We start from the raw sequence: 21,392 nt of genomic DNA, 5'->3' as shown, positions 1-21,392 counted from the left end.
TGCACCGCGTTTGGAGGCGAACTTTTCCCCGCAATTCGAGTCCAGCCTAGGGTTGCAGGGACTGCTGGCACGGCACACAGGCGGCTCCGGCACAATGTGGGGTGGGGCACAGGCCCCGTGTTTCTTTTGGGATGGGTGGTGAAGTCATGGCGATCAAGCAATGGGCAGCAGGTGTGGCGGTGGCAGCGTTTGCTGCCGTGGGCGCCTATGTGTACCTGGACACGGGCCGCGCCGAAGCGCCCGCATCGACCTTTGTGCTGCTGGACGGCTCCAGCAAATCCACCGCCGACTTGAAAGGCAAGGTCACCCTGGTCAACTTCTGGGCCACGAGCTGCACCACCTGCGTGGCCGAAATGCCCGAGATCATTGCGACTTACAACAAGTACAACAGCAAGGGTTTTGACACCCTGGCGGTGGCCATGAGCTACGACCCCCCCAGCTACGTGGTGAACTTTGCCGAGACACGCAAGCTGCCCTTCCAGGTGGCCATCGACAACACCGGCAAAGTGGCCAAGGCCTGGGGCGATGTGCAACTGACGCCCTCCACCTTCATCGTGAACAAGCGGGGCGAGATCGTGAAGACCTATGTGGGCGCCCCCAATTTCCCGGAGCTGCACCAGCTGATCGAGAAGCTGCTGGCAGAAACCTGAGCAGCGCGGCGGACACACCGCCCTCACACGAACCACAGCCCGTTCAGGGCATCAAAAAGGCCAATTTCGAGAGAAATTGGCCTTTTGCGCTAGTGGATCATGCCTTGCATGCTACTTAAAACATAGCAACGCATTTCCTCACCGTCTGTTTTACTTCGCGCGGAAGCTGTCGTGGCAGGCCTTGCAAGTGCCTGCAGTGGCCCCAAAGGCGGTCTTGAGGTTGTCCAGGTTGCCCGTCTTGGCGGCGGCGGCAAGTTTCACGGTCTCGGCCTCCAGCTTCTCGGAATGCTCCTTGAACTTGGCCTGCTCGGTCCAGATTTCTGGCAGCGCCTTGGTGGGCGCGCCCTTGTCGGTGCCGGCGCCAAAGCCAGCCCAAGGCAGCTTGGCCATCTGGGCCACGATATCGGCATTCTCCTGCGCCACCTTGGCGTCGAACGGCGCGCGGCCATTGGCCATGGCGCCCAGGCGTCCGAAATGCTGGCCCATCACGAACAGCGCGCTCTGGCGGTATTTGATGGCGTCTTCGGCTTTGGCAAATTGGGCGGAGGCGGGGGCGGACAGGGTCAGGGCCGCAGCCGCCAGGGTCAACGCAGCAAATGCTTTCATCGGAACTTCCTTTTTCGTGGGTGGAACAGAATGGTGCCTTCCAAGCCTGCGCAGTATGCCGGTTTGGGCGCTGTTGTGCTGTGGCGGGGTGGTTACAGCCCGGGCCGCCCTGTCGCACAATGCCGCTGGCACCTCCGTCCCCATCACTCTGGCGCAAAGCCCTGACCACCATGACGCAGCACACCGTACGCATCTGGGACCTTCCAACCCGCATTTTTCACTGGGCCCTGGCCGCCTGCATCGTGGGACTGGTCATCACGGCCAATGTGGGGGGGAACGCCATGGTCTGGCATTTCCGCCTGGGCTACACGGTGCTGGCGCTGCTGGTGTTCCGGCTGGTCTGGGGCTTGGTGGGGGGGCGCTGGTCGCGTTTTTCGGCGTTTCTGTACTCGCCCGCGCGGCTGCTGCAATACCTGCGTGGCGCGCCCCATCCGGAGGACGGCATCGGACACAGCCCGCTGGGCGCGCTGGCCGTGTTCGTGCTGCTGGCCGTGCTGGCAGCCCAGGTGGGCACCGGCCTGCTGAGCGACGATGAGATCGCCTTCGCCGGGCCCTTGACCCAATATGTCTCCAACGCCGTCGTGGGGTTGGCCACGAACTACCACAAGGACATCGGGCAGTTCCTGGTGCTGTCGCTGGTGGGCCTGCATGTGCTGGCCATCATCTTCTATGTGCGCGTACGCAAGCAGCAGCTCATTCGCCCCATGCTGGACGGCGACAAGACGCTGCCCGAGGCGGCAGCACCATCGCGGGATGACGCCCTCAGCCGCATCGCAGCCTTGGTGGTGTTGGCGCTGAGCGCTGGCGTGGCGTGGTGGGTGTCGTCCCTGGCGGTACCGGCGTTCTGAACGAAGTCGCTACACTGGCGGCTCTTTTGTTTGCATGCCTTGCGCTTTGGACAAGCCCTCCATCTCCCTGAGAACCCCCTCCTCGCCCGCCGAGTGGGACGCGGTCCGAGACATCTTTCGCGAGTACGCCAGCACCCTCGGTGTTGACTTGTGCTTTCAGGACTTTGAGTCCGAACTGGCACAACTGCCGGGCGACTACGCCGAACCCCGTGGCGCCCTGCTGATCGCCGAAGTGGAAGGCGCCTTGGCAGGCTGTTGTGCCCTGCGCCCGCTCGATAACGCCGATTACCCCAACGCCAGCGAGATGAAGCGGCTGTATGTGCGCAAGGCGTTCCGTGGCTTTGGCCTGGGCCGCGAGCTGGCCGAAGCCATGCTGGACCGGGCGCGGCAGGCCGGTTACGCCTGCGTGTTGCTCGACACCCTGGACGATATGGAGTCAGCCCGCGCGCTGTACACCGATCTGGGCTTTGAAGAAATCCCGCCCTACTATCACAACCCCATACCCGGGGCGCATTACCTCAAGGTCGATATTTTTTGACCATTTGAGGCGCTAGCGCAGGATTTACATGCGCTAGCAGCTATCGATTCAATAGCAATCAGTGGCGCGTCACGCCGCCTTGGCCTGGGCCAGCAGGGTGTCAGCGTCGCTCACTTCAAACTTGCCTGGCGCTTCGACGTTGAGCGTCACCACCTTGCCATCGCGCACCAGCATCGAATAGCGGTTGCTGCGCAGGCCCATGCCCTTCGAGGTCAGGTCCAGAGTCAGGCCGGTGGCTTGTGCGAAGGCGGCGCTGCCGTCGCCCAGCATGCGCACTTTGCCATCGGTCTTCTGGTCGCGGGCCCAGGCACCCATCACGAACGCGTCGTTCACGCTCACACACCAGATCTCGTCCACACCGGCCGCCTTGAACTCGGCAGCCTTCTCCACATAGCCGGGCACATGCTTGGCCGAGCAGGTGGGCGTGAAGGCACCAGGCAGGGCAAACAGCGCAATCGTCTTGCCGGCCGTGGCCTTGTCGACCGCTACGGGGTTCGGACCGATGCTGCAGCCTTCGCCCTCGACTTCGGAATATTCCATCAGCGTGGCTGCGGGCAGGGTGTCACCGACTTTGATCATTGTTTTCTCCTTGGGATGTTGGGATGGGGTGTTGAAACCCGAGAACGCCATGCCTTGCAAAACTCCTCCTGGACACGGCCTGTGCACCGTTCGCATCAAAAGGAGGCCCACAAAGCAAAACGACCCACATTGTGGGTCGTTTTGAAGGGCCTTGCCGCCCAGGGGTTTGCGCCCCCGGAGCAGGCTTGGAAAGCTGATTACAGCAGACCGGCCTTTTGCACCAAGCGGGTAGCCACCCAGTTCTTGGTCTTGGAGAGCGGACGGCTCTCGGTGATTTCGATCACGTCGCCCAGCTTGTACTCGCCCTTTTCGTCGTGGGCGTGGTACTTGCTCGACTTCGCAACGATCTTGCCGTAGAGCTCGTGCTTCACACGACGCTCGACCAGCACGGTCACAGTCTTTTGACGCTTGTCGCTGACCACCTTGCCAATCAAGGTGCGCTTGAGGGATTTTTTAGGTTCCGTCATATGGGCTCCTTACTTGGCGGCTTGCTTTTCAGCAAGGATGGTCTTGGCACGTGCGATATCACGGCGGGTGGTGCGCAGCGTGTTGGTGTTACCCAGTTGCTGCGTAGCCTTTTGCATGCGCAGGCCGAAGTGGGCTTTTTGCAGCGCCTTGATTTCGGCTTCGATGCCAGCAACGTCTTTTTGGCGCAGTTCAGTAGCTTTGGTCATTTTCATGGTCTCCTGAATTACGCGCCGAGGTGACGGCTGACGAACGTGGTGCGCAGCGGCAGCTTGGCGGCAGCCAGGCGGAACGCTTCGCGGGCCAGTTCTTCGGGCACGCCAACGATTTCGAACACGATCTTGCCGGGCTGGATTTCAGCCACGTAGTACTCGGGGTTGCCCTTACCGTTACCCATACGCACTTCTGCGGGCTTGGTAGAGATTGGCTTGTCCGGGAACACGCGGATCCAGATACGGCCGCCACGCTTGACGTGACGGGAAATCGCACGGCGTGCAGCTTCGATCTGGCGGGCCGTCAGACGGCCACGATCGGTGCACTTCAGACCGAAATCACCGAAGGCAACGGAGGCACCCCGCGTTGCGACGCCAGTGTTACGGCCCTTTTGCTCCTTGCGGTATTTACGGCGAGCAGGTTGCAGCATCTTTATTCTCCTTTACCGTCCGCTGCTGTAGCGGGCGCGGCGACCTTGCGTACGCGCTTAACGGCATTGTTATCAGCGCCACCAGCTTCCGCTGGCTTGTCGCTGCCGTCGGCCGGAGCGGTGTTGCCACCGACAGGACGACGTGGGCCACGGCCGGCGCCTGGACGATCGCCACCTGGGCGGCCGTCACGGCGTGGACCGCGTGGGCGGCGCTCTTCGTCTGGACGAGGCGTTTCCACGGCTGGCAGGTCGTTACGACCCAGCGTGTCACCCTTGTAGACCCAGACCTTGACGCCGATCACACCGTAGGTGGTCTTGGCTTCAGAGGTGCCGTAGTCGATGTCCGCACGCAGCGTATGAAGTGGCACGCGGCCTTCACGGTACCACTCGCAGCGAGCGATTTCGATACCGTTCAGACGACCGGACGACATGATCTTGATGCCCTGGGCACCCAGACGCATGGCGTTCTGCATGGCGCGCTTCATGGCGCGGCGGAACATGATGCGCTTTTCGAGCTGTTGCGTGATGCTGTCGGCGATCAGCTTGGCATCGATTTCAGGCTTGCGCACTTCTTCGATGTTCACTGCGACGGGCACGCCCAGACGCGACGCGAGTTCCTTCTTCAGGTTCTCGATGTCTTCGCCCTTCTTGCCGATCACCACACCAGGACGTGCCGAGTAAATGGTGATGCGGGCGTTCTTGGCAGGACGCTCGATCAGGATGCGCGACACAGCCGCATTCTTGAGCTTGGCCTTCAGGTACTCACGCACCTTGATGTCTTCGGCCAGCATGCCCGCGAAGTCGCGGTTGCTGGCGTACCAACGGCTGGACCAGTTGCGGCTGACCGCAAGGCGGAAGCCGGTAGGATGGATTTTCTGTCCCATAGTCTTCCCGAGCCTTTAGTTGCCAACCGTCACGTACACATGGCACGTGGGCTTGCTGATGCGGTTGCCGCGGCCTTTGGCGCGCGCGGTGAAGCGCTTGAGCGTGGTGCCTTGTTCGACGTAGATGGTCTTGACCTTCAGTTCGTCGATGTCAGCGCCATCGTTGTGTTCGGCGTTGGCGATGGCCGACTCCAGAACCTTCTTGACGATTCCCGCAGCTTTTTTCTGCGTGAAGTTCAGGATGTTCAGAGCCTGGTCCACTTTCTTGCCGCGGATCAGGTCGGCGACCAGACGGCCCTTGTCGACCGACAGACGGACGCCCCGGAGGACTGCACGTGTTTCAGACATGGTCGTTCCTTACTTCTTCGCTTTTTTGTCAGCGGGGTGACCCTTGAAGGTGCGCGTCAGGGCGAATTCGCCCAGCTTGTGGCCCACCATCTGGTCGGTGACATAGACCGGCACGTGTTGCTTGCCGTTGTGCACGGCGATGGTCAGACCGATGAACTCGGGCAGAACCATGGAGCGACGCGACCAGGTCTTGACTGGTTTCTTGTCCTTGGTGGCAACGGCCTTTTCGACCTTGGCCAGCAAGTGATGGTCAACAAATGGACCCTTTTTGAGAGAGCGAGTCATCTGTTACCCCTTACTTCTTGCGACGCGACACGATCATGATCTGTGTGCGCTTGTTGTTACGGGTGCGATAACCCTTGGTCAGATTGCCCCAAGGATCGACTGCATGGCGGCCTTCGCCGGTGCGGCCTTCGCCACCACCGTGAGGGTGATCCACAGGGTTCATGGCCACGCCGCGAACCGTAGGACGAATACCCATCCAGCGCTTCACACCGGCCTTGCCCAGTTGGCGCAGGCTGTGCTCTTCGTTGGCCACTTCACCAATGGTGGCGCGGCATTCGATGTGGATCTTGCGCACTTCGCCGGAGCGCATACGCACTTGAGCGTAAACGCCTTCGCGGGCCAGCAGCGTTGCCGAAGCACCTGCCGAACGGGCGATCTGAGCACCGGCACCGGGCTTGAGCTCGATGCAGTGGATGGTCGAACCCACGGGGATGTTGCGGATAGGCAGCGTGTTGCCAGCGCGGATCGGGGCTTCCGAACCGGACAGCAGGGTTGCGCCCACTTCCAGGTTGCGGGGAGCGATGATGTAGCGACGTTCGCCGTCGGCATAGCACACCAGAGCGATGTGGGCCGTACGGTTGGGGTCGTACTCAATGCGCTCAACCTTGGCCGGAATGCCGTCCTTGTTGCGCTTGAAGTCCACCACACGGTAGTGGTGCTTGTGGCCACCGCCCTTGTGGCGGGTGGTGATGTGACCATTGTTGTTACGGCCGGCCTTCTGGAATTGTGGCTCCAGCAGGGGGGCGTAAGCTTCACCCTTGTACAGGTGGTCACGCGTGACCTTCACCACGGCACGTTGGCCGGGCGAGGTAGGTTTCATCTTAACGACAGCCATGATTACGCGGCCTCCCCGGAGAGGTTCAGCTCTTGACCTGGCTGCAGCGTGACGTATGCCTTGCGAACATTGTCGCGGCGGCCGACAGTCTTGCCGAAACGCTTGGTCTTGCCTTTGGTGTTCACCACAGAAACGCCCTTGACTTCCACCTTGAACATCAATTCCACAGCGGCCTTGATTTCGGGCTTGGTAGCGTTCTGCAGCACCTTGAACGTCACTGCATTGGACTTCTCAGCAACCATGGTGGCCTTTTCGGACACGATGGGAGCGACCAGAACTTGCATCAGACGACCTTCGTCAAACTTGAGTGTGCTCATGCGAACATCTCCTTGAGTTTGTCGATTGCACCCTTGGTGACGAGCACTTTCTTGAAACGCACCAGCGACACGGGATCGGCGTAACGGGGCTCAACGACGAGCACGTTCACCAGATTGCGCGAGGCCAGGTACAGGTTTTCGTCCACTTCGTCGGCAATCACCATCACCGATTGCAGGTTCATCGCCTTGAACTTGTCGGCCAGGACCTTGGTCTTGGGGGAGTCAAGCTTCAGCGAGTCGACCACAGCCAGACGGCCTTCGCGGGCCAGCTGCGACAAGATGGCAGACATACCGGCGCGGTACATCTTCTTGTTGATCTTCTGCGTGAAATTTTCGTCAGGCATGTTCGGGAAAATCCGACCGCCCCCACGCCACAGTGGCGAGGAAGTCATACCTGCACGTGCGTTACCCGTACCCTTTTGCTTGAAAGGCTTCTTGGTCGAGTGACGGACTTGCTCGCGGTCCTTCTGGGCGCGAGTGCCTTGGCGTGCGTTGGCCTGGTAGGCCACCACGATCTGGTGCACCAGATCTTCGTTGTATTCACGACCGAACACGGTTTCGGGAACATCCAGCTTGGATGCGCCTTGGCCTTGGTCATTCAGGAGTTCGAGCTGCATTAGTTCGCTCCTTTGGAGGCTTTGGCCTTGATGGCGGGACGCACGGTCACGAACCCACCCTTGGAGCCCGGAATCGCGCCCTTGATCAAGAGCAGTTGACGCGCTTCGTCGATGCGGATGACATCGAGGTTTTGCGTGGTCTTGGTGACATCGCCGAGGTGGCCCGTCATGCGCTTGCCGGGGAACACGCGACCGGGGTCTTGTGCCATACCGATCGAGCCAGGCACGTTGTGCGAACGGCTGTTACCGTGCGACGCGCGCTGCGAGCTCATGTTGTGACGCTTGATGGTACCGGCGTAGCCCTTACCGATGGAGGTGCCTTGCACGTCCACCTTTTGGCCGACAGCAAACACATCAGCCACAGGCACTGCAGCACCCGCGGCGTACTTGCCGGCGGTTTCTGCGGTCACGCGGAATTCCTGGATGATTTCACCGGCTTCCACACCTGCCTTAGCAAGGTGGCCGGCTTCTGGCTTGGTCACGCGCGATGCTTTGCGCGAACCGAACGTGACCTGCAGGGCCACGTAGCCATCGTTCTCTTGGGTTTTGACCTGGGTAACGCGGTTGTTGGACACATCCACCACCGTGACAGGCACTGCGTCCCCATCATCGGTGAACAGACGCATCATGCCCACTTTGCGACCCAGCAACCCGAGGGAGTTGCTCAGACTCATTTGTTTCTCCAAAACTTCCACCGCCGCAACTTCAATTGGCCACGGCGTTGCACTCGCGTGCATGAAAGAGGGTTATTAAAACTCCACCCACCGACGCGCGAAAACGCACGCAAATTAGGCGAAGCCCTAAAGTATAACGCGAACCGCTTTTTCAAGCAAGTTCGCGTTATGTCAGTCACCACAAGGCGGAGGAGCCCGCCTTGCAGCAGCTACGGCTACATCACTGCAGCTTGATTTCGACGTCCACGCCAGCGGGCAGGTCGAGCTTCATCAGGGCGTCCACGGTCTTGTCCGTAGGGTCCACGATGTCCATCAGACGCTGGTGCGTGCGGATTTCGAGCTGGTCGCGGCTGGTCTTGTTGACGTGGGGCGAACGCAGGATGTCGAAACGCTTCATGCGCGTCGGCAGGGGCACGGGACCCTTGACGATGGCGCCGGTGCGCTTGGCGGTGTCAACGATCTCGGCAGCGGACTGGTCGATCAGCTTGTAGTCAAACGCCTTCAGGCGGATGCGGATTTTTTGCTTGGACATGGCAAGTTCCTTTTCTGCTTATGATTAAGCAATGATCTTGGCCACGACGCCAGCGCCCACGGTGCGGCCGCCTTCGCGGATAGCGAAGCGCAGACCTTCTTCCATGGCGATGGGGTTGATCAGCTTCACAGTGATCGACACGTTGTCACCAGGCATAACCATTTCCTTGTCGGCTGGCAGCTCGATGGCGCCAGTCACGTCGGTCGTGCGGAAGTAGAACTGGGGACGGTAGTTGTTGAAGAAAGGAGTGTGGCGGCCGCCTTCGTCCTTGCTCAGCACATACACCTCAGCCGTGAAGTGGGTGTGGGGCTTGATCGAGCCGGGCTTGCACAGCACTTGGCCGCGCTCCACGTCTTCGCGCTTGGTACCGCGCAGCAGCAGGCCGACGTTGTCGCCAGCTTGGCCTTGGTCCAGCAGCTTGCGGAACATTTCCACGCCGGTGCAGGTGGTCTTTTGCGTGTCGCGGATACCCACGATTTCGATTTCTTCGCCGACCTTGATGATGCCGCGTTCCACGCGACCGGTCACCACGGTGCCGCGGCCGGAGATGGAGAACACGTCTTCCACAGGCATCAGGAAGGCGCCGTCCACAGCGCGCTCAGGCGTGGGGATGTAGGTGTCCAGGGCTTCGGCCAGCTTCATGATGGCTTCTTCACCCAGCTTGCCCTTGTCGCCTTCCAGGGCGAGCTTGGCGGAGCCACGGATGATGGGGGTGTCGTCGCCTGGGAAGTCGTACTTGTCCAGGAGTTCGCGCACTTCCATTTCGACGAGTTCCAGAAGTTCTTCGTCGTCCACCATGTCGCACTTGTTCAGGAACACGATGATGTAAGGCACGCCCACTTGGCGGGCCAGCAGGATGTGCTCGCGGGTCTGGGGCATGGGGCCGTCAGCAGCGGAGCAAACCAGGATAGCGCCGTCCATCTGGGCAGCGCCGGTGATCATGTTCTTCACATAGTCGGCGTGGCCGGGGCAGTCCACGTGGGCGTAGTGGCGGTTGGCCGTTTCGTATTCCACGTGGGCGGTGTTGATCGTGATACCGCGGGCCTTTTCTTCGGGCGCAGCGTCGATCTGGTCGTAGGCCTTGGCTTCGCCGCCGAACTTGGAGGACAGCACCGTGGCGATAGCCGCCGTCAGCGTCGTCTTGCCATGGTCCACGTGACCGATCGTGCCCACGTTCACGTGGGGCTTGGTGCGTTCAAACTTACCTTTTGCCATTTCAATTCTCCAAAGAGCAATCCCTGTGTAGTGGTTTTACGTCTGCATCTGGTTGCTGATTCACTCCGCACAGGGAACAGAGTGGCACCGGATCGCAGACAAAACAAAGCCCGGACCAAAACGGCCCGGGCGAAATGCTTAATTACTTGGCGCGTGCTGCCATGATGGCTTCAGACACGTTGCGAGGTGCTTCGCTGTAGTGCTTGAATTCCATCGTGTAGGTGGCGCGACCTTGCGACATGGAGCGCAGGGTCGTGGAGTAGCCGAACATTTCGGACAGGGGCACTTCAGCCTTGATGGCCTTGCCGCCACCGACCATGTCGTCCATGCCTTGCACCATGCCGCGACGGCTGGACAGGTCACCCATCACGTTACCGGCGTAGTCTTCAGGCGTTTCCACTTCCACGGCCATCATGGGTTCCAGAATGACCGGACCGGCCTTCTTGCAACCTTCCTTGAAGCCGAAGATGGCAGCCATCTTGAACGCCAGTTCGTTCGAGTCCACATCGTGGTACGAACCGAAGTGCAGCGTGACCTTGACGTCCACCACGGGGTAACCAGCCAGCACGCCTTGCGTCACGGCTTCGTTGATACCCTTTTCCACCGCTGGGATGAATTCGCGAGGCACCACACCGCCCTTGATCGCGTCCACGAACTCGATGCCCTTGCCGGCTTCGTTGGGTTCGATCTTGAGCACGACGTGACCATACTGACCCTTACCACCGGACTGGCGCACGAACTTGCCTTCGGCTTCTTCCACCGTCTTGCGGATGGTTTCGCGGTAGGCCACCTGGGGCTTGCCCACGTTGGCTTCCACGCCGAATTCACGCTTCATGCGGTCCACGATGATTTCGAGGTGCAGCTCGCCCATACCACCGATGATGGTCTGGCCGGATTCTTCGTCGGTCTGCACGCGGAACGATGGATCTTCTGCAGCCAGGCGCGACAGGGCGATGCCCATCTTTTCCTGGTCGGCCTTGGACTTGGGTTCCACAGCCTGACGGATCACAGGCTCGGGGAACACCATGCGCTCCAGCGTCACCACGGCGGCGGGATCACACAGGGTTTCACCCGTGGTCACGTCCTTCAGGCCCACGCAAGCAGCGATGTCACCGGCGCGGATTTCGTCCACTTCCTGGCGCTCGTTGGCGTGCATCTGCACGATACGGCCGATACGTTCCTTCTTGCCACGCACAGGGTTGTACACGGTGTCGCCCTTGGAGAGCACGCCGGAGTACACACGCACGAACGTCAGCTGACCCACGAACGGGTCGGTCATCAGCTTGAACGCCAGGGCCGAGAACTTCTCGTTGTCGTCCGCCTTGCGGGTGACTTCCTTGTCGTCTTCGTCGAAGCCAGGCACGGGAGGCACGTCCAGGGGCGAAGGCATGAGTTCGATCACGGCGTCCAGCATGCGCTGCACACCCTTGTTCTTGAACGCCGTGCCGCACAGCATGGGCTGGATTTCGCCGTTGATGGTGCGCGTGCGCAGGCCTTGGGTGATCTCTTCTTCCGACAGATCGCCCTCTTCCAGGTACTTGTTCATCAGGTCTTCGGAGGCTTCAGCAGCCGCTTCGACCATCTTCTCGCGCCATTCCTTGGCCACTTCGACCAGGTCTGCCGGGATGTCTTCGAAGGTGAACTTCATGCCCTGGGAGGCTTCGTCCCAGATGATGGCCTTCATCTTGCGCAGGTCGACCACGCCCTTGAAGTTGTCTTCAGCACCGATCGGGATCACGATGGGCACAGGGTTGGCCTTCAGGCGCAGCTTCATCTGGTCCACGACCTTGAAGAAGTTGGCACCGGTACGGTCCATCTTGTTCACAAAGGCCAGACGAGGCACCTTGTACTTGTTGGCCTGGCGCCAGACGGTTTCCGACTGGGGCTGCACGCCACCCACGGCGCAGTACACCATGCAGGCGCCGTCCAGCACGCGCATGGAACGCTCCACTTCAATCGTGAAGTCCACGTGGCCGGGGGTGTCGATGATGTTGATGCGGTGCTCGGGGAAGGACATGTCCATGCCCTTCCAGAAGCAGGTGGTAGCCGCCGAGGTGATCGTGATGCCACGCTCTTGCTCTTGCTCCATCCAGTCCATGGTGGCCGCGCCGTCGTGCACTTCACCAATCTTGTGGTTCACGCCGGTGTAGAAAAGAATACGCTCGGTTGTGGTGGTCTTGCCAGCGTCAATGTGGGCCGAGATACCGATATTGCGGTAACGCTCGAGGGGGGTCTTGCGAGCCATGGTGGATCCTTGGATGGTTCGTGTTTTCGGGGGCGGGCCCAGCATTCTGGCGCTGCAACCCGTCAATTTTGTGACTGCCTGAAATCGACACAAGGCTGCAGGCAAAACGCCAGCAGCCTTGGGCCTATATCAGGGCAAATCCGCGTTTTAGAAGCGGAAGTGGCTGAATGCCTTGTTGGCTTCGGCCATGCGGTGCACTTCGTCACGCTTCTTCATGGCGCCGCCACGGCCTTCGGTGGCTTCCAGCAGTTCGTTGGCCAGGCGTTGGGCCATCGACTTTTCACCGCGCTTGCGGGCGGCTTCCTTGATCCAGCGCATGGACAGGGCCAGACGACGGACGGGACGCACTTCCACAGGCACCTGGTAGTTGGCACCGCCGACGCGGCGGGACTTCACTTCCACCATGGGCTTCACGTTGTTGATGGCAACGGTGAAGGCTTCCAGAGGGTCCTTATCGGGGTGCTTCTTCTCGATCAGCTCCAGGGCGCCGTAAATGATGCGCTCTGCAACCGCCTTCTTGCCGCCTTCCATGATCACGTTCATGAATTTGGACAGCTCTACATTGCCGAACTTGGGATCCGGCAGGATTTCACGTTTGGGGACTTCGCGACGACGTGGCATTTTTTACCTCTATCTTTGCTTCAGTTGGCATCTTTTCAGACACCGCGAGAGCCAATCTCTGGACTCCCACTTACTCGACCCGCGCAGAACACCTGCGTTTGGGGTCACTACGCTGCAACTCCGCGCCACGCGGAAAAACAGCACCGAAAATTCTTCAGACCGAAAGGGCCAGGGCTTACTTGGCCTTTGGCTTCTTCGCGCCGTACTTGGAGCGGGCTTGCTTGCGGTCTTTCACGCCTTGCAAGTCCAGCGAACCACGCACGATGTGGTAACGCACACCGGGCAAGTCCTTCACACGACCGCCGCGAACCAGCACCACGCTGTGTTCTTGCAGGTTGTGGCCTTCACCGCCGATGTAGGAGATCACCTCAAAACCGTTGGTCAGGCGCACCTTGGCGACCTTACGCAGAGCGGAGTTAGGCTTCTTAGGCGTCGTGGTGTACACACGGGTGCACACGCCACGGCGCTGTGGAGAGTTTTCCATCGCAGGGCTCTTGGACTTGGTCTTTTCGACCTCGCGCCCCTGACGGACCAGTTGATTAATGGTTGGCATGAAATACGTCCCTAAACGTGAATTTGCTTCGTGAAAGCGAAAACGTGAATCCCTTCGGAAATTCCGAAAAGCCTTCTAATGTAGCAGGATGCCCCCTGGAAGGCAAGCCTGCTGCGGCTTGCGGCGACCCAAGGCACCTGCTGCGATTCCGGTAACTGGCAGGTATTGGCTGCAAAAACAGAGGCCAAAACCAGGCCCGGCGCTTGCCGGACCTGCGCAGCCAGCTATGGTTTCAGAAGTAGTTGGCTTACTTTACTTCTGCAACCCGGCGTTACCTGATCCAGAGGCGAATGGCGTCCCATGCACGGCCCAGGATGCCGGCCTGCTCCACGGCCTCCAGCGCCACCAGAGGCACTTCGCCGATGGACTGGTCGCCCAGCATGACCTTGAGGGTGCCGATGGCCTGGCCCTTGGTGTAGGGCGCGACCAGCGGATCGGGGCGGGCGATCTGGGTGGTGATCTTGCCGGCGCTGCCGGACGGCACCGCCACCACGATGGCTTCTTCGCGGCCGATCTTGAGGGTGCTTGCAGTGCCCTTCCAGACGGCTGGCGTTGCAACCGGCTTGCCAGCGTCAAACAGCTTGACCGCCTCGAACGCGGTGTAGCCCCAGTTCAGCAGCTTCTGGCTTTCGTTCGCGCGCGCGTTTTCGCTTGCGGCACCCAGCACGATGGACAGCAGGCGGCGCTGGCCCACACCGGGGAATTCACGCTTGGACGTAGCCACCAAACAGTAGCCCGCAGCGGCGGTGTGGCCGGTCTTGAGGCCGTCCACCGTGGGGTCGCGGAACAGCAGCGAATTGCGGTTGCTGCCGTTCGATGCCGGGGTGCCGGGGTAGCTGTACTGCTTGGTGGAGTAATAGTGCATGTACTCCGGGAAGTCCTTCATCAGCCGCATGGCCAGCACGGAGAGGTCGCGCGCCGTGGTAGTGTGGCCGGGCTCGGTCAGGCCTTCGGGGTTTTTGTAGCTCGTGCCCTTCATGCCCAGCGCCTGCGCTTGGTCGTTCATGAGCTTGACGAAGTTCTCGGCCGTGCCGCCCACGCCTTCGGCCAGGGCCATGGTGGCGTCGTTGCCAGACTGCACGATCATGCCCTTGATCAGGTCTTCGACCGGCACCTGCATCTTGGGGTCGATGAACATGCGCGAGCCGGGCATCTTCCAGGCGCGCACGCTCACGGGCAGCTTCTGGTCCAGCGAGATCTTCTTGGAGCGCAGCGCGTCAAACACCAGGTAGCCCGTCATGAGCTTGGTGAGCGAGGCCTGCTCCACCGGCGCGTCGATGTCCTTGGCGGCCAGCACCTGGTTGGCAGTGACATCCACCAGCATGTAGGTGCGCGCGGCGATTTCGGGGGGCTGGGGCGCCTGGGCAAAAGCGCCAAAGGCAGCCGGGGCCACCGCAGCAAAGACGGCCAGGGATCGCAACGCAGACAGGATTCGTTTCATGGGGCAGGAGGGGGCTGGAGAGGCTCGAAAAAAGGATGGGAGAAAAGGCGGCAGAGGGAGGACGGCAGACGGCCGGAGCCGGTCCGGGCGGCGCCCCTCAGGCGCCCGATTGCAGGTGGCGGACCACCAGGTTCTTCAGAAGCGGCAATTGTCCGTGAAAGAAATGACCGCCCGAGGGGACGACTGTGACAGGCAGTATCTGGGGCCGGGCCCAGTCCATCACGGCCGACAGCGGCACGGTGTCGTCCTGCTCGCCGTGCACGACCAGCGTGCGCAGGTGGGCGTCGGGCGGCACCGGGGCCACCGTGAAGCGGCTGGCGGCCGTGCCGACCAGCACGGCCTTTTCCACGCGCTGCGTGGGCCAGAGGGCCTCCAGGGCGTGGCTGGTGACAAACGCCCCGAAAGAAAACCCCGCCAGCGCCAGGGGTTGGCCCACAGCGGCGGGCGCCACCTGCTCCACCACGGCCAGCAGGTCCTGCAACTCGCCCCGGCCTTCGTCGTACACGCCGGCCGTGGCGCCCACGCCGCGGAAGTTGAAGCGCACCGCCGTCCAGCCACACTGCACAAACGCGCGCGCCAGGGTCTGCACCACCTTGTTGTCCATGGTGCCGCCAAACAGCGGGTGGGGGTGGGCAATGATGGCGACGCCGCGGGGCGCCGCGCCATCGGCCAGGGTGGCGCTGTCGCGCACGGCCTCGATGGCGCCTGCGGGGCCGGACAGGGTCAGGCGTTCGGTCTGGGCATTCACGGATTTGCTACTCAATCAATAGCAACAGGGGCATGATCCACTGGCGCCTGCTGCCAAAATCGTTCCAAGACAGGGATGGAGCCGCGCTCAGCGGCCAAGTTCCGCGGGCGTGACCAGGCGTTCCACCACCTGGCCGTTCTTGAGGTGCGATTCGACGATTTCGTCGATGTCCGCCGCGTCCACATAGGTGTACCAGGTGCCCTCTGGGTAGACCACGGCCACGGGGCCGCCCGCGCAGCGGTCCAGGCAACCGGCCTTGTTCACACGCACCTTGCCGGCACCCGCCAGCCCGGCGGCCTTGACCTGGGCCTTGCAGCGGTCAAAACCCGCCTGCGCGTTGTGGTGGGCGCAGCTGTCTTCACCGTTGGTGCGCTCGTTGAGGCAAAAGAAGATGTGGCGCTGGTAGTAACCGGGCGCTGCGGCCGGTGCGGAAGGGGTGTCGCTCATCCCCGCATTTTAAGGACACCCACCTTCCAGACCGGGCGGAGCGCAGCCCCAAACCCCTGCGCGGCCATACAGAACGCCAGAGGCCGTAGCCCGGCGTCTCAGGCCCCGCCCTCTCGCCGCGACACCCGAAACACCACATACAGCAGCGTCACATAGGGCCACAGCCAGCCCAACCACTGGCCCAGGCCATAAAAACGGATGAACCGGCCCTGCTCCCAGATCTGCAGCGTCTGGGCAAAGTAGGCACTGGTGGGCGCCTGGTTCAGCAGTGCCAGGTGCCAGGTCAGCGCCAGCAGCAGCACGGCAGCGCAGGCACGGCGCGGCAGGGCCAGCATCAGCAGGGCCAACGCCAGCGCCGCCCACACGCCCACGCGCACGGGCAGGTCCATCCACTCCCAGGCGTGCACGGGGCCCCAGCTGAGTGCGGCGGACAGCGCAGTCAGCACAATGCCCACCCCCACCACCGCCAGCGCAAACAGGGCGCGCCGCCCCATTTGGCGGATCACGCAATACCCCAGCAGGCAGGGAATCAGCAGCCCCAGGGTGACGCAGAGCAGCTCACCACTGGGCGACAGCGGGTCCAGCTCGGTCTCGCGCAAGGGCAGCCACTCCAGGAACGGCGTATCGGCCAGCAGGTCGATGAGTGCGGCCTCCAGCCGCTCCAGCACCTGGCCCAGGCCAAACGGCACGGCGGCCGGAAACAGCAGCGCCAGCGGCCACAGCGCCAGCAGCACCATGCCGCCGGTCGCGTCGGACACGAACCAGCGCGCCCTGAAGTTGCTCCAGCGGTCCAGCGCGCCCAGCCGCTCCAGCAGCGCGGCGCTCAACGCACCGGCCAACGTGCCCAGCGCGTTGAGCACCAGGTCCAGGTTGGAGGGCACACGCCGGGGCAGGTAGATCTGCAGAAACTCCATGCACAGCGACAGCAGCGTGCCCACCAGCGTGGCCAGCGCCACCGCCCACAGCACATGCCGCCAGCCCGAGCGCAGCAGGCCCAGCACCAGCAGGAAGCCCAGGGGCGCGTAACCCACGAGGTTGGTGACCACGTCAAACCCCGTCCAGTACGGCGGGGGGATCCGCGCAAACAAAAAGACCAGGGGGTCAATGCCCTGTTCGCGCCACCCGTCGAACGGGAACAGGCTGGCAAAAACGATCAGCGCCGTGTACGTCAGCGCGAGCGGCCAGGCAGAGGTTTTGTGCATGCGCCCTCTGCGTCTCCGTCAGAAGGGTTTGACCACCACCAGCACCACGGCCACCAGCAGCAACAGCACCGGTGCTTCGTTGAACCAGCGGAACCACACATGGCTGCGGCGGCTGGTGCCGTCGGCCAGCTTGCGCAGCAGCACGCTGCACGCGTGGTGGTAGCCGATGACCAGCACCACCACGGCCAGCTTGGCGTGCATCCAGCCATTGCCCGGGCCCCGGCCAATGCCGTAGCCCAGCCACAGCCACAGCCCCAGCGCAATGGCGGGCACGGCCAGCAGGGTGGTAAAGCGCATCAGCTTGCGCGCCATGAGCAGCAGGCGGTCGCGCTCGGCGGCCGAGCCGGGCGCCACCATCGCCAGATTGACGAAGATGCGCGGCAAATAGAACAGGCCCGCAAACCAGCTGGCCACGAAAACGATGTGAAAGGCTTTGACCCAGAGCATGGGGGCAGTTTACGGGCCTACGCCACTCTGACGGGACAACCCCAAAAAAAAGCCCGGCAGATCCGCCGGGCCGGGAAAGCCTGTGCCGCATGGCTGCAGCCCAGGTCCCGCTCAGGGAGGAAAAGCGGGGGGCGGCAAGCCGCCCGGCACCAATCTAGCACTGGGCCTGGGCGGTTACAAGCGGCTTTTCCACAGCGCGCCCAAAGCGCCAACCACCGCCGCACGTCCCCCTGCCACCGGGGCGCGAGCCGGTACACAGCGCCACAGGGAGGGCTTCATAATCCGATGATGCACCTCCAAAGCCCTGCCCCCTTCCCCCAGAACCGCCCCCGCCGCCTGCGCCGCGATGCCTTCACCCGCCGCCTGGTGCGCGAGAACGTGGTTACCACCGACGACCTGATCTACCCCGTGTTTGTGCACGAGGGCACCAACCGCAGCGAGGCCGTGACCTCCATGCCCGGCGTGGACCGCCTGAGCCTGGACCTGCTGCTGCCCGTGGCCGAAGACTGCGTGCGCCTGGGCATCCCGGTGCTGGCGCTGTTCCCGGCGATTGACCCGTCGCTCAAGACACCGGACGGCAAGGAAGCCCTGAACCCCAGCGGCCTGATCCCGCGCGTGGTGCGGGCGCTGAAGAAGGAATTTCCCGACCTGGGCGTGATGACCGATGTGGCGCTGGACCCCTACACCAGCCACGGCCAGGACGGCGTGCTGGACGAGACCGGCTACATCATCAACGACGAGACGGTGGAGATCCTCACCGGCCAGGCGCTCACGCATGCCGAGGCGGGCGTGGACATCGTCGCGCCCAGCGACATGATGGACGGCCGCATCGGCGCCATCCGCGAGGCGCTGGAAGTGCAGGGCCACATCCACACCCGCATCATGGCCTACAGCGCCAAGTACGCCAGCGCCTTCTACGGCCCGTTCCGCGACGCTGTGGGCACGCGCGGCGCTTTAGGCAAGGCCGACAAGAACGTGTACCAGATGGACCCGGGCAACAGCGACGAGGCCCTGCGCGAGGTGGCCATCGACATCGCCGAAGGCGCCGACATGGTGATGGTGAAACCCGGCATGCCCTACCTGGACATCGTGCGCCGCGTGAAGGACGAGTTCAAGGTGCCCACCTTCGCCTACCAGGTGAGCGGCGAGTACGCCATGATCAAGGCCGCCGCCGCCAACGGCTGGCTGGACCACGATGCCGTGATGATGGAAAGCCTGCTGGCCTTCAAGCGCGCAGGCGCCGACGGCGTGCTGACCTACTTTGCGCGCGACGTGGCACGCAAGCTACAAAAATAATAGCTGTCAGCGCATATTCCACTGGCGCCACGGGCGCTTTTGACTGAAAACGGTGTCCATGCGCATCTTTCACATCCACAGCAGCGGCGTGCAGGAGCTGACCGCCCTGCCCGCCCAGATGCCGGCGCAGGGCTTTCTCTGGGTGGCCTGCGCCCGTCCGGCCTTCCAGGCGCGGCTGGCCGAGATCCAGGGCCGCCTGCAGGCGCTGATCGGGCTGCAGCTGGTGGACCTGCATGTGTCCGACCTGCTCAACGCGCAGCTGCCCTCGCACTACGACTACACCTCGCAGTACGACCTGCTGGTGTTCCGCCGCCTGGCCACGGTGCAGGGCGATGCTGCGCCGCCCGAGCAGCTGGTGACGGCTGCGCCCGCCACACCAGCCGTGGCAACCGAGCCCGACAACCCCCACGCCCCCGCCAAGCGCAGCGGCCCGCCCGTGCTGCGGCGCATCGACACCAGCCCCGTGGGGTTTGCGGTGTTCGACCAGCTGCTGCTGACCGTGCACCCCACCGACTGCGCCGTGCGCGATGCCTACGCGACGCGGCTGCTGGCAGCCACCCCGGCCAACAGCAATGGAATCGGCAACGGAACCAGCAGCGCCAACAACGCCAGCCACGCTCACGGCAACGCCCACGCCAGCCCCGGCATGGGCGAGGGCCGCAGCAGCCCGATCTCGGGCGCACGCCTGCCCACCAGCCCCGCCGACCTGATGCTGCGCGTGGTCAACCAGATGGTGGACGGCTACCTGGACCTGCGCCGCGAGCTCACCCGCCAGCTGGACCACTGGCAGACCGAACTGCTCAAGCCCCGCGCGCGGTACGTGAACTGGACCTCGCTGCTCGAAGCGCGCCTGTCGCTGCACATGCTCGACGAGATCTGCGAAGACCAGCGCACCGCCGTGCAGGACTGGATCGACGCGCTGGAAACCTGGGCCCTGCCCGACACCCCGGCGGGCCTGCGCGAGCTGGACCTGCTCAAGGTGCGCAGCCGCGACGTGCTGGAGCACATCGAGCGCGTGGTGCACCACGTGCGGCGCCTGGAGCAGAGCACCGAAACCGCCGTGCAGATGCACTTTTCGGTGCAGAGCAACCGCACCAACGACATCATGCGCACCCTCACGGCGCTCACGGCCGTGTTTTTGCCGCTGAACCTGATTGCGGGCATTTTCGGAATGAACTTCGAGTTCATCCCCCTGGTGCACAAGGCCGATGGGTTCTGGTGGGCCATGGGGTCGATGGTGTTCATCGCGGTGGCCCTGGTGCTGCTGTTCTGGCGCAAGCGGTATCTGGCCAGGACAAGATAGGAACATCCCCCTGAGGCCCTTCGGGCCTTCCCCCTTCTCTCGACTCGCTGGCGCGATTCGGGAAGGGGGACACCGCCAGTGCGGCGGGGCGGCCCTTGCACGGCGGTCGCTGGTAGGGGCAGCGCCAGTTTCAATGACTGCCAGCTAGAAGGCCGCCAGGGCACAAGCCTCAATGCACCGGCGATGGCCCACTCACGGCCGGGCCACCCCAAACAGCCCCGCCGCGTTGTCCCACGCCACCTTGCGCGCCACGTCGGCGGGCAGGCCGCCCAGCCACTGGCGGTAGCCCTGCATCAGGCCTTCGTAGTGCTGCCAGCGCTGGTTGACCCAGGTGTCCGAGCCGATCACGAAGCGCGTGGGGAAATTGAGCAGCAGCGCGCGCCAGGCGGGGCACAGCTGGTTGTCGTCGCACACCAGGCCGGGGCGGTACGAGAGTTCGCCCACCAGGCCCGGGTAGCGGGCCATCAGGGCGTCCACCCGCTCCACCGGCGCGCCGCCGATGCCGGTGTGGGCCCAGATCAGCCGGGCCTTTTGGCCCTTGGACGGGGTGTTGGCCATCAGCAGGTCGATGGCGGTGTCGTCCACATGGGCCAGCACCACCAGGTCCCGCTGCTCGGCCAGGGCCATGAGCTTTTTGGCCACGGGGCCGTTGGCGTTGGCACTGTCGTACAGGTGGAATTCGCCCAGGCCTCGGTAGGGGCCGGCGGGTGTGCCCCGGGCCAGCTCGGTCTGCACCATGTCGTAGATGGTGTCGTCGGCAAACCAGCCGGTGTAGTCCGCGCGGTTGCGGTACAGCCGCACAAACGGCACCACCGTCACGCCGGCCTCGCGGGTCTGCGGCAGGCCCGCAAGGGTGAGCGACCCGGCATTGGGCCGCGAGTTGGCCACGATGGCGCGCACGCCGCTGGCCTTCATGCGCGCCAGCACGTCGGCAGGTGGGTGCGGGCCTGCTTTGCCGTCCCAGGCTTCCTCGTTGTAGTGCAGGTGGGCGTCGAACAAGGGGCCGGTGTAGTCGGCCGCATGGACACTAGCGCACAACGCTATCAAACCCAT

General features: G+C 63.0%; 28 protein-coding genes. 5 read left to right on the top strand and 23 right to left on the bottom strand.

What is annotated here, in order from left to right:
• The first annotated feature begins 146 nt into the window (after nucleotides 1-146).
• Complete coding sequence (locus tag C380_RS01885) at nucleotides 147-650, top strand: TlpA disulfide reductase family protein (protein WP_015012197.1); 504 nt, start codon at nucleotides 147-149, stop codon at nucleotides 648-650.
• A 150-nt stretch (nucleotides 651-800) separates the two neighbouring features.
• Here the strand turns inward: C380_RS01885 and C380_RS01880 are convergent, their stop codons facing one another.
• Nucleotides 801-1,256 carry a cytochrome c gene (locus tag C380_RS01880; protein ID WP_015012196.1) on the bottom strand — a complete coding sequence of 152 codons (456 nt, stop codon included), beginning with the start codon at nucleotides 1,254-1,256 and terminating at the stop codon, nucleotides 801-803.
• 170 nt (nucleotides 1,257-1,426) lie between these two features.
• On the opposite strand from C380_RS01880, the gene C380_RS01875 reads away from it, so the two are divergent.
• Nucleotides 1,427-2,104 (top strand): cytochrome b/b6 domain-containing protein, encoded by a 678-nt coding sequence (locus tag C380_RS01875; RefSeq protein WP_015012195.1) that lies wholly within the window; start codon nucleotides 1,427-1,429, stop codon nucleotides 2,102-2,104.
• Nucleotides 2,105-2,138: 34 nt separating this feature from the next.
• The gene (locus C380_RS01870) at nucleotides 2,139-2,642 is read left to right on the top strand and encodes a GNAT family N-acetyltransferase (protein ID WP_015012194.1); all 504 of its coding nucleotides are present in this window, start codon (nucleotides 2,139-2,141) and stop codon (nucleotides 2,640-2,642) included.
• A gap of 69 nt (nucleotides 2,643-2,711) precedes the next feature.
• On the opposite strand, the gene C380_RS01865 is transcribed toward C380_RS01870, so the two are convergent.
• The 21 genes from C380_RS01865 to C380_RS01765 all read right to left on the bottom strand — a co-directional run bounded on the left by C380_RS01865 (nucleotide 2,712) and on the right by C380_RS01765 (nucleotide 17,740).
• Nucleotides 2,712-3,221, bottom strand: a complete 510-nt coding sequence (locus C380_RS01865; RefSeq protein WP_015012193.1) for a peroxiredoxin — start codon at nucleotides 3,219-3,221, stop codon at nucleotides 2,712-2,714.
• Nucleotides 3,222-3,418: 197 nt separating this feature from the next.
• Nucleotides 3,419-3,688 (bottom strand): 30S ribosomal protein S17, encoded by a 270-nt coding sequence (gene rpsQ, locus C380_RS01860; RefSeq protein ID WP_015012192.1) that lies wholly within the window; start codon nucleotides 3,686-3,688, stop codon nucleotides 3,419-3,421.
• A 9-nt stretch (nucleotides 3,689-3,697) separates the two neighbouring features.
• Nucleotides 3,698-3,895, bottom strand: coding sequence for a 50S ribosomal protein L29 (gene rpmC / locus C380_RS01855; RefSeq protein WP_015012191.1), 198 nt, complete (start codon nucleotides 3,893-3,895; stop codon nucleotides 3,698-3,700).
• A gap of 17 nt (nucleotides 3,896-3,912) precedes the next feature.
• Nucleotides 3,913-4,329 (bottom strand): 50S ribosomal protein L16, encoded by a 417-nt coding sequence (gene rplP / locus C380_RS01850; protein WP_015012190.1) that lies wholly within the window; start codon nucleotides 4,327-4,329, stop codon nucleotides 3,913-3,915.
• A gap of 2 nt (nucleotides 4,330-4,331) precedes the next feature.
• On the bottom strand, nucleotides 4,332-5,213 hold the full coding sequence (gene rpsC / locus C380_RS01845) for a 30S ribosomal protein S3 (protein WP_015012189.1): 882 nt from the start codon (nucleotides 5,211-5,213) through the stop codon (nucleotides 4,332-4,334).
• Between the two features lie 15 nt (nucleotides 5,214-5,228).
• Complete coding sequence (rplV, locus tag C380_RS01840; protein ID WP_007847806.1) at nucleotides 5,229-5,561, bottom strand: 50S ribosomal protein L22; 333 nt, start codon at nucleotides 5,559-5,561, stop codon at nucleotides 5,229-5,231.
• Nucleotides 5,562-5,570: 9 nt separating this feature from the next.
• Nucleotides 5,571-5,846, bottom strand: coding sequence for a 30S ribosomal protein S19 (gene rpsS / locus C380_RS01835; protein ID WP_010467177.1), 276 nt, complete (start codon nucleotides 5,844-5,846; stop codon nucleotides 5,571-5,573).
• A gap of 10 nt (nucleotides 5,847-5,856) precedes the next feature.
• The gene (gene rplB, locus C380_RS01830; protein ID WP_008906426.1) at nucleotides 5,857-6,681 is read right to left on the bottom strand and encodes a 50S ribosomal protein L2; all 825 of its coding nucleotides are present in this window, start codon (nucleotides 6,679-6,681) and stop codon (nucleotides 5,857-5,859) included.
• A 2-nt stretch (nucleotides 6,682-6,683) separates the two neighbouring features.
• A complete protein-coding gene (gene rplW / locus C380_RS01825; RefSeq protein ID WP_007847815.1) occupies nucleotides 6,684-6,998 on the bottom strand; it encodes a 50S ribosomal protein L23 in 315 nt (104 codons plus the stop codon).
• Nucleotides 6,995-7,615, bottom strand: coding sequence for a 50S ribosomal protein L4 (gene rplD / locus C380_RS01820; RefSeq protein WP_008906425.1), 621 nt, complete (start codon nucleotides 7,613-7,615; stop codon nucleotides 6,995-6,997). Before rplD ends, rplW begins: the two co-directional genes overlap by 4 nt.
• Complete coding sequence (gene rplC / locus C380_RS01815; RefSeq protein ID WP_015012188.1) at nucleotides 7,615-8,289, bottom strand: 50S ribosomal protein L3; 675 nt, start codon at nucleotides 8,287-8,289, stop codon at nucleotides 7,615-7,617. Before rplC ends, rplD begins: the two co-directional genes overlap by 1 nt.
• A gap of 220 nt (nucleotides 8,290-8,509) precedes the next feature.
• Nucleotides 8,510-8,821: a 30S ribosomal protein S10 gene (gene rpsJ / locus C380_RS01810; protein WP_005796953.1), complete on the bottom strand. Its 312-nt coding sequence runs from the start codon at nucleotides 8,819-8,821 to the stop codon at nucleotides 8,510-8,512.
• Between the two features lie 24 nt (nucleotides 8,822-8,845).
• A complete protein-coding gene (tuf, locus tag C380_RS01805) occupies nucleotides 8,846-10,036 on the bottom strand; it encodes an elongation factor Tu (RefSeq protein ID WP_015012187.1) in 1,191 nt (396 codons plus the stop codon).
• Nucleotides 10,037-10,178: 142 nt separating this feature from the next.
• Entirely contained in the window at nucleotides 10,179-12,281 is a 2,103-nt protein-coding gene (gene fusA, locus C380_RS01800; protein ID WP_015012186.1) for an elongation factor G, read from the bottom strand.
• A 147-nt stretch (nucleotides 12,282-12,428) separates the two neighbouring features.
• Entirely contained in the window at nucleotides 12,429-12,902 is a 474-nt protein-coding gene (rpsG, locus tag C380_RS01795; protein WP_005798541.1) for a 30S ribosomal protein S7, read from the bottom strand.
• Between the two features lie 175 nt (nucleotides 12,903-13,077).
• Nucleotides 13,078-13,455 carry a 30S ribosomal protein S12 gene (gene rpsL / locus C380_RS01790; protein ID WP_015012185.1) on the bottom strand — a complete coding sequence of 126 codons (378 nt, stop codon included), beginning with the start codon at nucleotides 13,453-13,455 and terminating at the stop codon, nucleotides 13,078-13,080.
• 271 nt (nucleotides 13,456-13,726) lie between these two features.
• Complete coding sequence (locus C380_RS01785) at nucleotides 13,727-14,896, bottom strand: D-alanyl-D-alanine carboxypeptidase family protein (protein WP_015012184.1); 1,170 nt, start codon at nucleotides 14,894-14,896, stop codon at nucleotides 13,727-13,729.
• Nucleotides 14,897-14,993: 97 nt separating this feature from the next.
• Nucleotides 14,994-15,644, bottom strand: a complete 651-nt coding sequence (locus C380_RS01780; protein WP_015012183.1) for an alpha/beta hydrolase — start codon at nucleotides 15,642-15,644, stop codon at nucleotides 14,994-14,996.
• 87 nt (nucleotides 15,645-15,731) lie between these two features.
• Nucleotides 15,732-16,091, bottom strand: a complete 360-nt coding sequence (locus C380_RS01775; protein ID WP_015012182.1) for a ferredoxin — start codon at nucleotides 16,089-16,091, stop codon at nucleotides 15,732-15,734.
• A 98-nt stretch (nucleotides 16,092-16,189) separates the two neighbouring features.
• On the bottom strand, nucleotides 16,190-17,293 hold the full coding sequence (locus C380_RS01770; protein ID WP_015012181.1) for a VanZ family protein: 1,104 nt from the start codon (nucleotides 17,291-17,293) through the stop codon (nucleotides 16,190-16,192).
• 18 nt (nucleotides 17,294-17,311) lie between these two features.
• On the bottom strand, nucleotides 17,312-17,740 hold the full coding sequence (locus tag C380_RS01765) for a CopD family protein (RefSeq protein ID WP_015012180.1): 429 nt from the start codon (nucleotides 17,738-17,740) through the stop codon (nucleotides 17,312-17,314).
• Between the two features lie 288 nt (nucleotides 17,741-18,028).
• On the opposite strand from C380_RS01765, the gene hemB reads away from it, so the two are divergent.
• Nucleotides 18,029-19,036, top strand: coding sequence for a porphobilinogen synthase (hemB, locus tag C380_RS01760; protein ID WP_015012179.1), 1,008 nt, complete (start codon nucleotides 18,029-18,031; stop codon nucleotides 19,034-19,036).
• Between the two features lie 58 nt (nucleotides 19,037-19,094).
• On the top strand, nucleotides 19,095-20,339 hold the full coding sequence (locus tag C380_RS01755) for a magnesium transporter CorA family protein (RefSeq protein ID WP_015012178.1): 1,245 nt from the start codon (nucleotides 19,095-19,097) through the stop codon (nucleotides 20,337-20,339).
• A gap of 192 nt (nucleotides 20,340-20,531) precedes the next feature.
• On the opposite strand, the gene C380_RS01750 is transcribed toward C380_RS01755, so the two are convergent.
• A complete protein-coding gene (locus C380_RS01750; RefSeq protein ID WP_015012177.1) occupies nucleotides 20,532-21,392 on the bottom strand; it encodes an amidohydrolase family protein in 861 nt (286 codons plus the stop codon).

The organism is Acidovorax sp. KKS102, from assembly GCF_000302535.1.
Lineage (GTDB): Bacteria > Pseudomonadota > Gammaproteobacteria > Burkholderiales > Burkholderiaceae_C > Acidovorax.
Note: the sequence above shows the minus strand (reverse complement) of the source record. Positions and strands in the feature narration are given on the sequence as shown.

Coding starts and splice junctions, on each gene's coding strand:
- rplC (WP_015012188.1), bottom strand. CDS start 8,289: ATGAGTCTGAGCAACTCCCTCGGGTTGCTGGGTCGCAAAGTGGGCATG.
- rpsJ (WP_005796953.1), bottom strand. CDS start 8,821: ATGTCCAAGCAAAAAATCCGCATCCGCCTGAAGGCGTTTGACTACAAG.
- rpmC (WP_015012191.1), bottom strand. CDS start 3,895: ATGACCAAAGCTACTGAACTGCGCCAAAAAGACGTTGCTGGCATCGAA.
- rpsS (WP_010467177.1), bottom strand. CDS start 5,846: ATGACTCGCTCTCTCAAAAAGGGTCCATTTGTTGACCATCACTTGCTG.
- tuf (WP_015012187.1), bottom strand. CDS start 10,036: ATGGCAAAAGGTAAGTTTGAACGCACCAAGCCCCACGTGAACGTGGGC.
- C380_RS01870 (WP_015012194.1), top strand. CDS start 2,139: ATGCCTTGCGCTTTGGACAAGCCCTCCATCTCCCTGAGAACCCCCTCC.
- fusA (WP_015012186.1), bottom strand. CDS start 12,281: ATGGCTCGCAAGACCCCCCTCGAGCGTTACCGCAATATCGGTATCTCG.
- hemB (WP_015012179.1), top strand. CDS start 18,029: ATGCACCTCCAAAGCCCTGCCCCCTTCCCCCAGAACCGCCCCCGCCGC.
- C380_RS01875 (WP_015012195.1), top strand. CDS start 1,427: ATGACGCAGCACACCGTACGCATCTGGGACCTTCCAACCCGCATTTTT.
- C380_RS01755 (WP_015012178.1), top strand. CDS start 19,095: ATGCGCATCTTTCACATCCACAGCAGCGGCGTGCAGGAGCTGACCGCC.
- C380_RS01750 (WP_015012177.1), bottom strand. CDS start 21,392: ATGGGTTTGATAGCGTTGTGCGCTAGTGTCCATGCGGCCGACTACACC.
- rpsG (WP_005798541.1), bottom strand. CDS start 12,902: ATGCCACGTCGTCGCGAAGTCCCCAAACGTGAAATCCTGCCGGATCCC.
- C380_RS01865 (WP_015012193.1), bottom strand. CDS start 3,221: ATGATCAAAGTCGGTGACACCCTGCCCGCAGCCACGCTGATGGAATAT.
- rplP (WP_015012190.1), bottom strand. CDS start 4,329: ATGCTGCAACCTGCTCGCCGTAAATACCGCAAGGAGCAAAAGGGCCGT.
- rpsC (WP_015012189.1), bottom strand. CDS start 5,213: ATGGGACAGAAAATCCATCCTACCGGCTTCCGCCTTGCGGTCAGCCGC.
- rpsL (WP_015012185.1), bottom strand. CDS start 13,455: ATGCCAACCATTAATCAACTGGTCCGTCAGGGGCGCGAGGTCGAAAAG.
- rpsQ (WP_015012192.1), bottom strand. CDS start 3,688: ATGACGGAACCTAAAAAATCCCTCAAGCGCACCTTGATTGGCAAGGTG.
- C380_RS01765 (WP_015012180.1), bottom strand. CDS start 17,740: ATGCTCTGGGTCAAAGCCTTTCACATCGTTTTCGTGGCCAGCTGGTTT.
- C380_RS01885 (WP_015012197.1), top strand. CDS start 147: ATGGCGATCAAGCAATGGGCAGCAGGTGTGGCGGTGGCAGCGTTTGCT.
- rplW (WP_007847815.1), bottom strand. CDS start 6,998: ATGAGCACACTCAAGTTTGACGAAGGTCGTCTGATGCAAGTTCTGGTC.
- C380_RS01770 (WP_015012181.1), bottom strand. CDS start 17,293: ATGCACAAAACCTCTGCCTGGCCGCTCGCGCTGACGTACACGGCGCTG.
- rplD (WP_008906425.1), bottom strand. CDS start 7,615: ATGCAGCTCGAACTCCTGAATGACCAAGGCCAAGGCGCATCCAAGCTG.
- rplV (WP_007847806.1), bottom strand. CDS start 5,561: ATGTCTGAAACACGTGCAGTCCTCCGGGGCGTCCGTCTGTCGGTCGAC.
- rplB (WP_008906426.1), bottom strand. CDS start 6,681: ATGGCTGTCGTTAAGATGAAACCTACCTCGCCCGGCCAACGTGCCGTG.
- C380_RS01880 (WP_015012196.1), bottom strand. CDS start 1,256: ATGAAAGCATTTGCTGCGTTGACCCTGGCGGCTGCGGCCCTGACCCTG.
- C380_RS01785 (WP_015012184.1), bottom strand. CDS start 14,896: ATGAAACGAATCCTGTCTGCGTTGCGATCCCTGGCCGTCTTTGCTGCG.
- C380_RS01775 (WP_015012182.1), bottom strand. CDS start 16,091: ATGAGCGACACCCCTTCCGCACCGGCCGCAGCGCCCGGTTACTACCAG.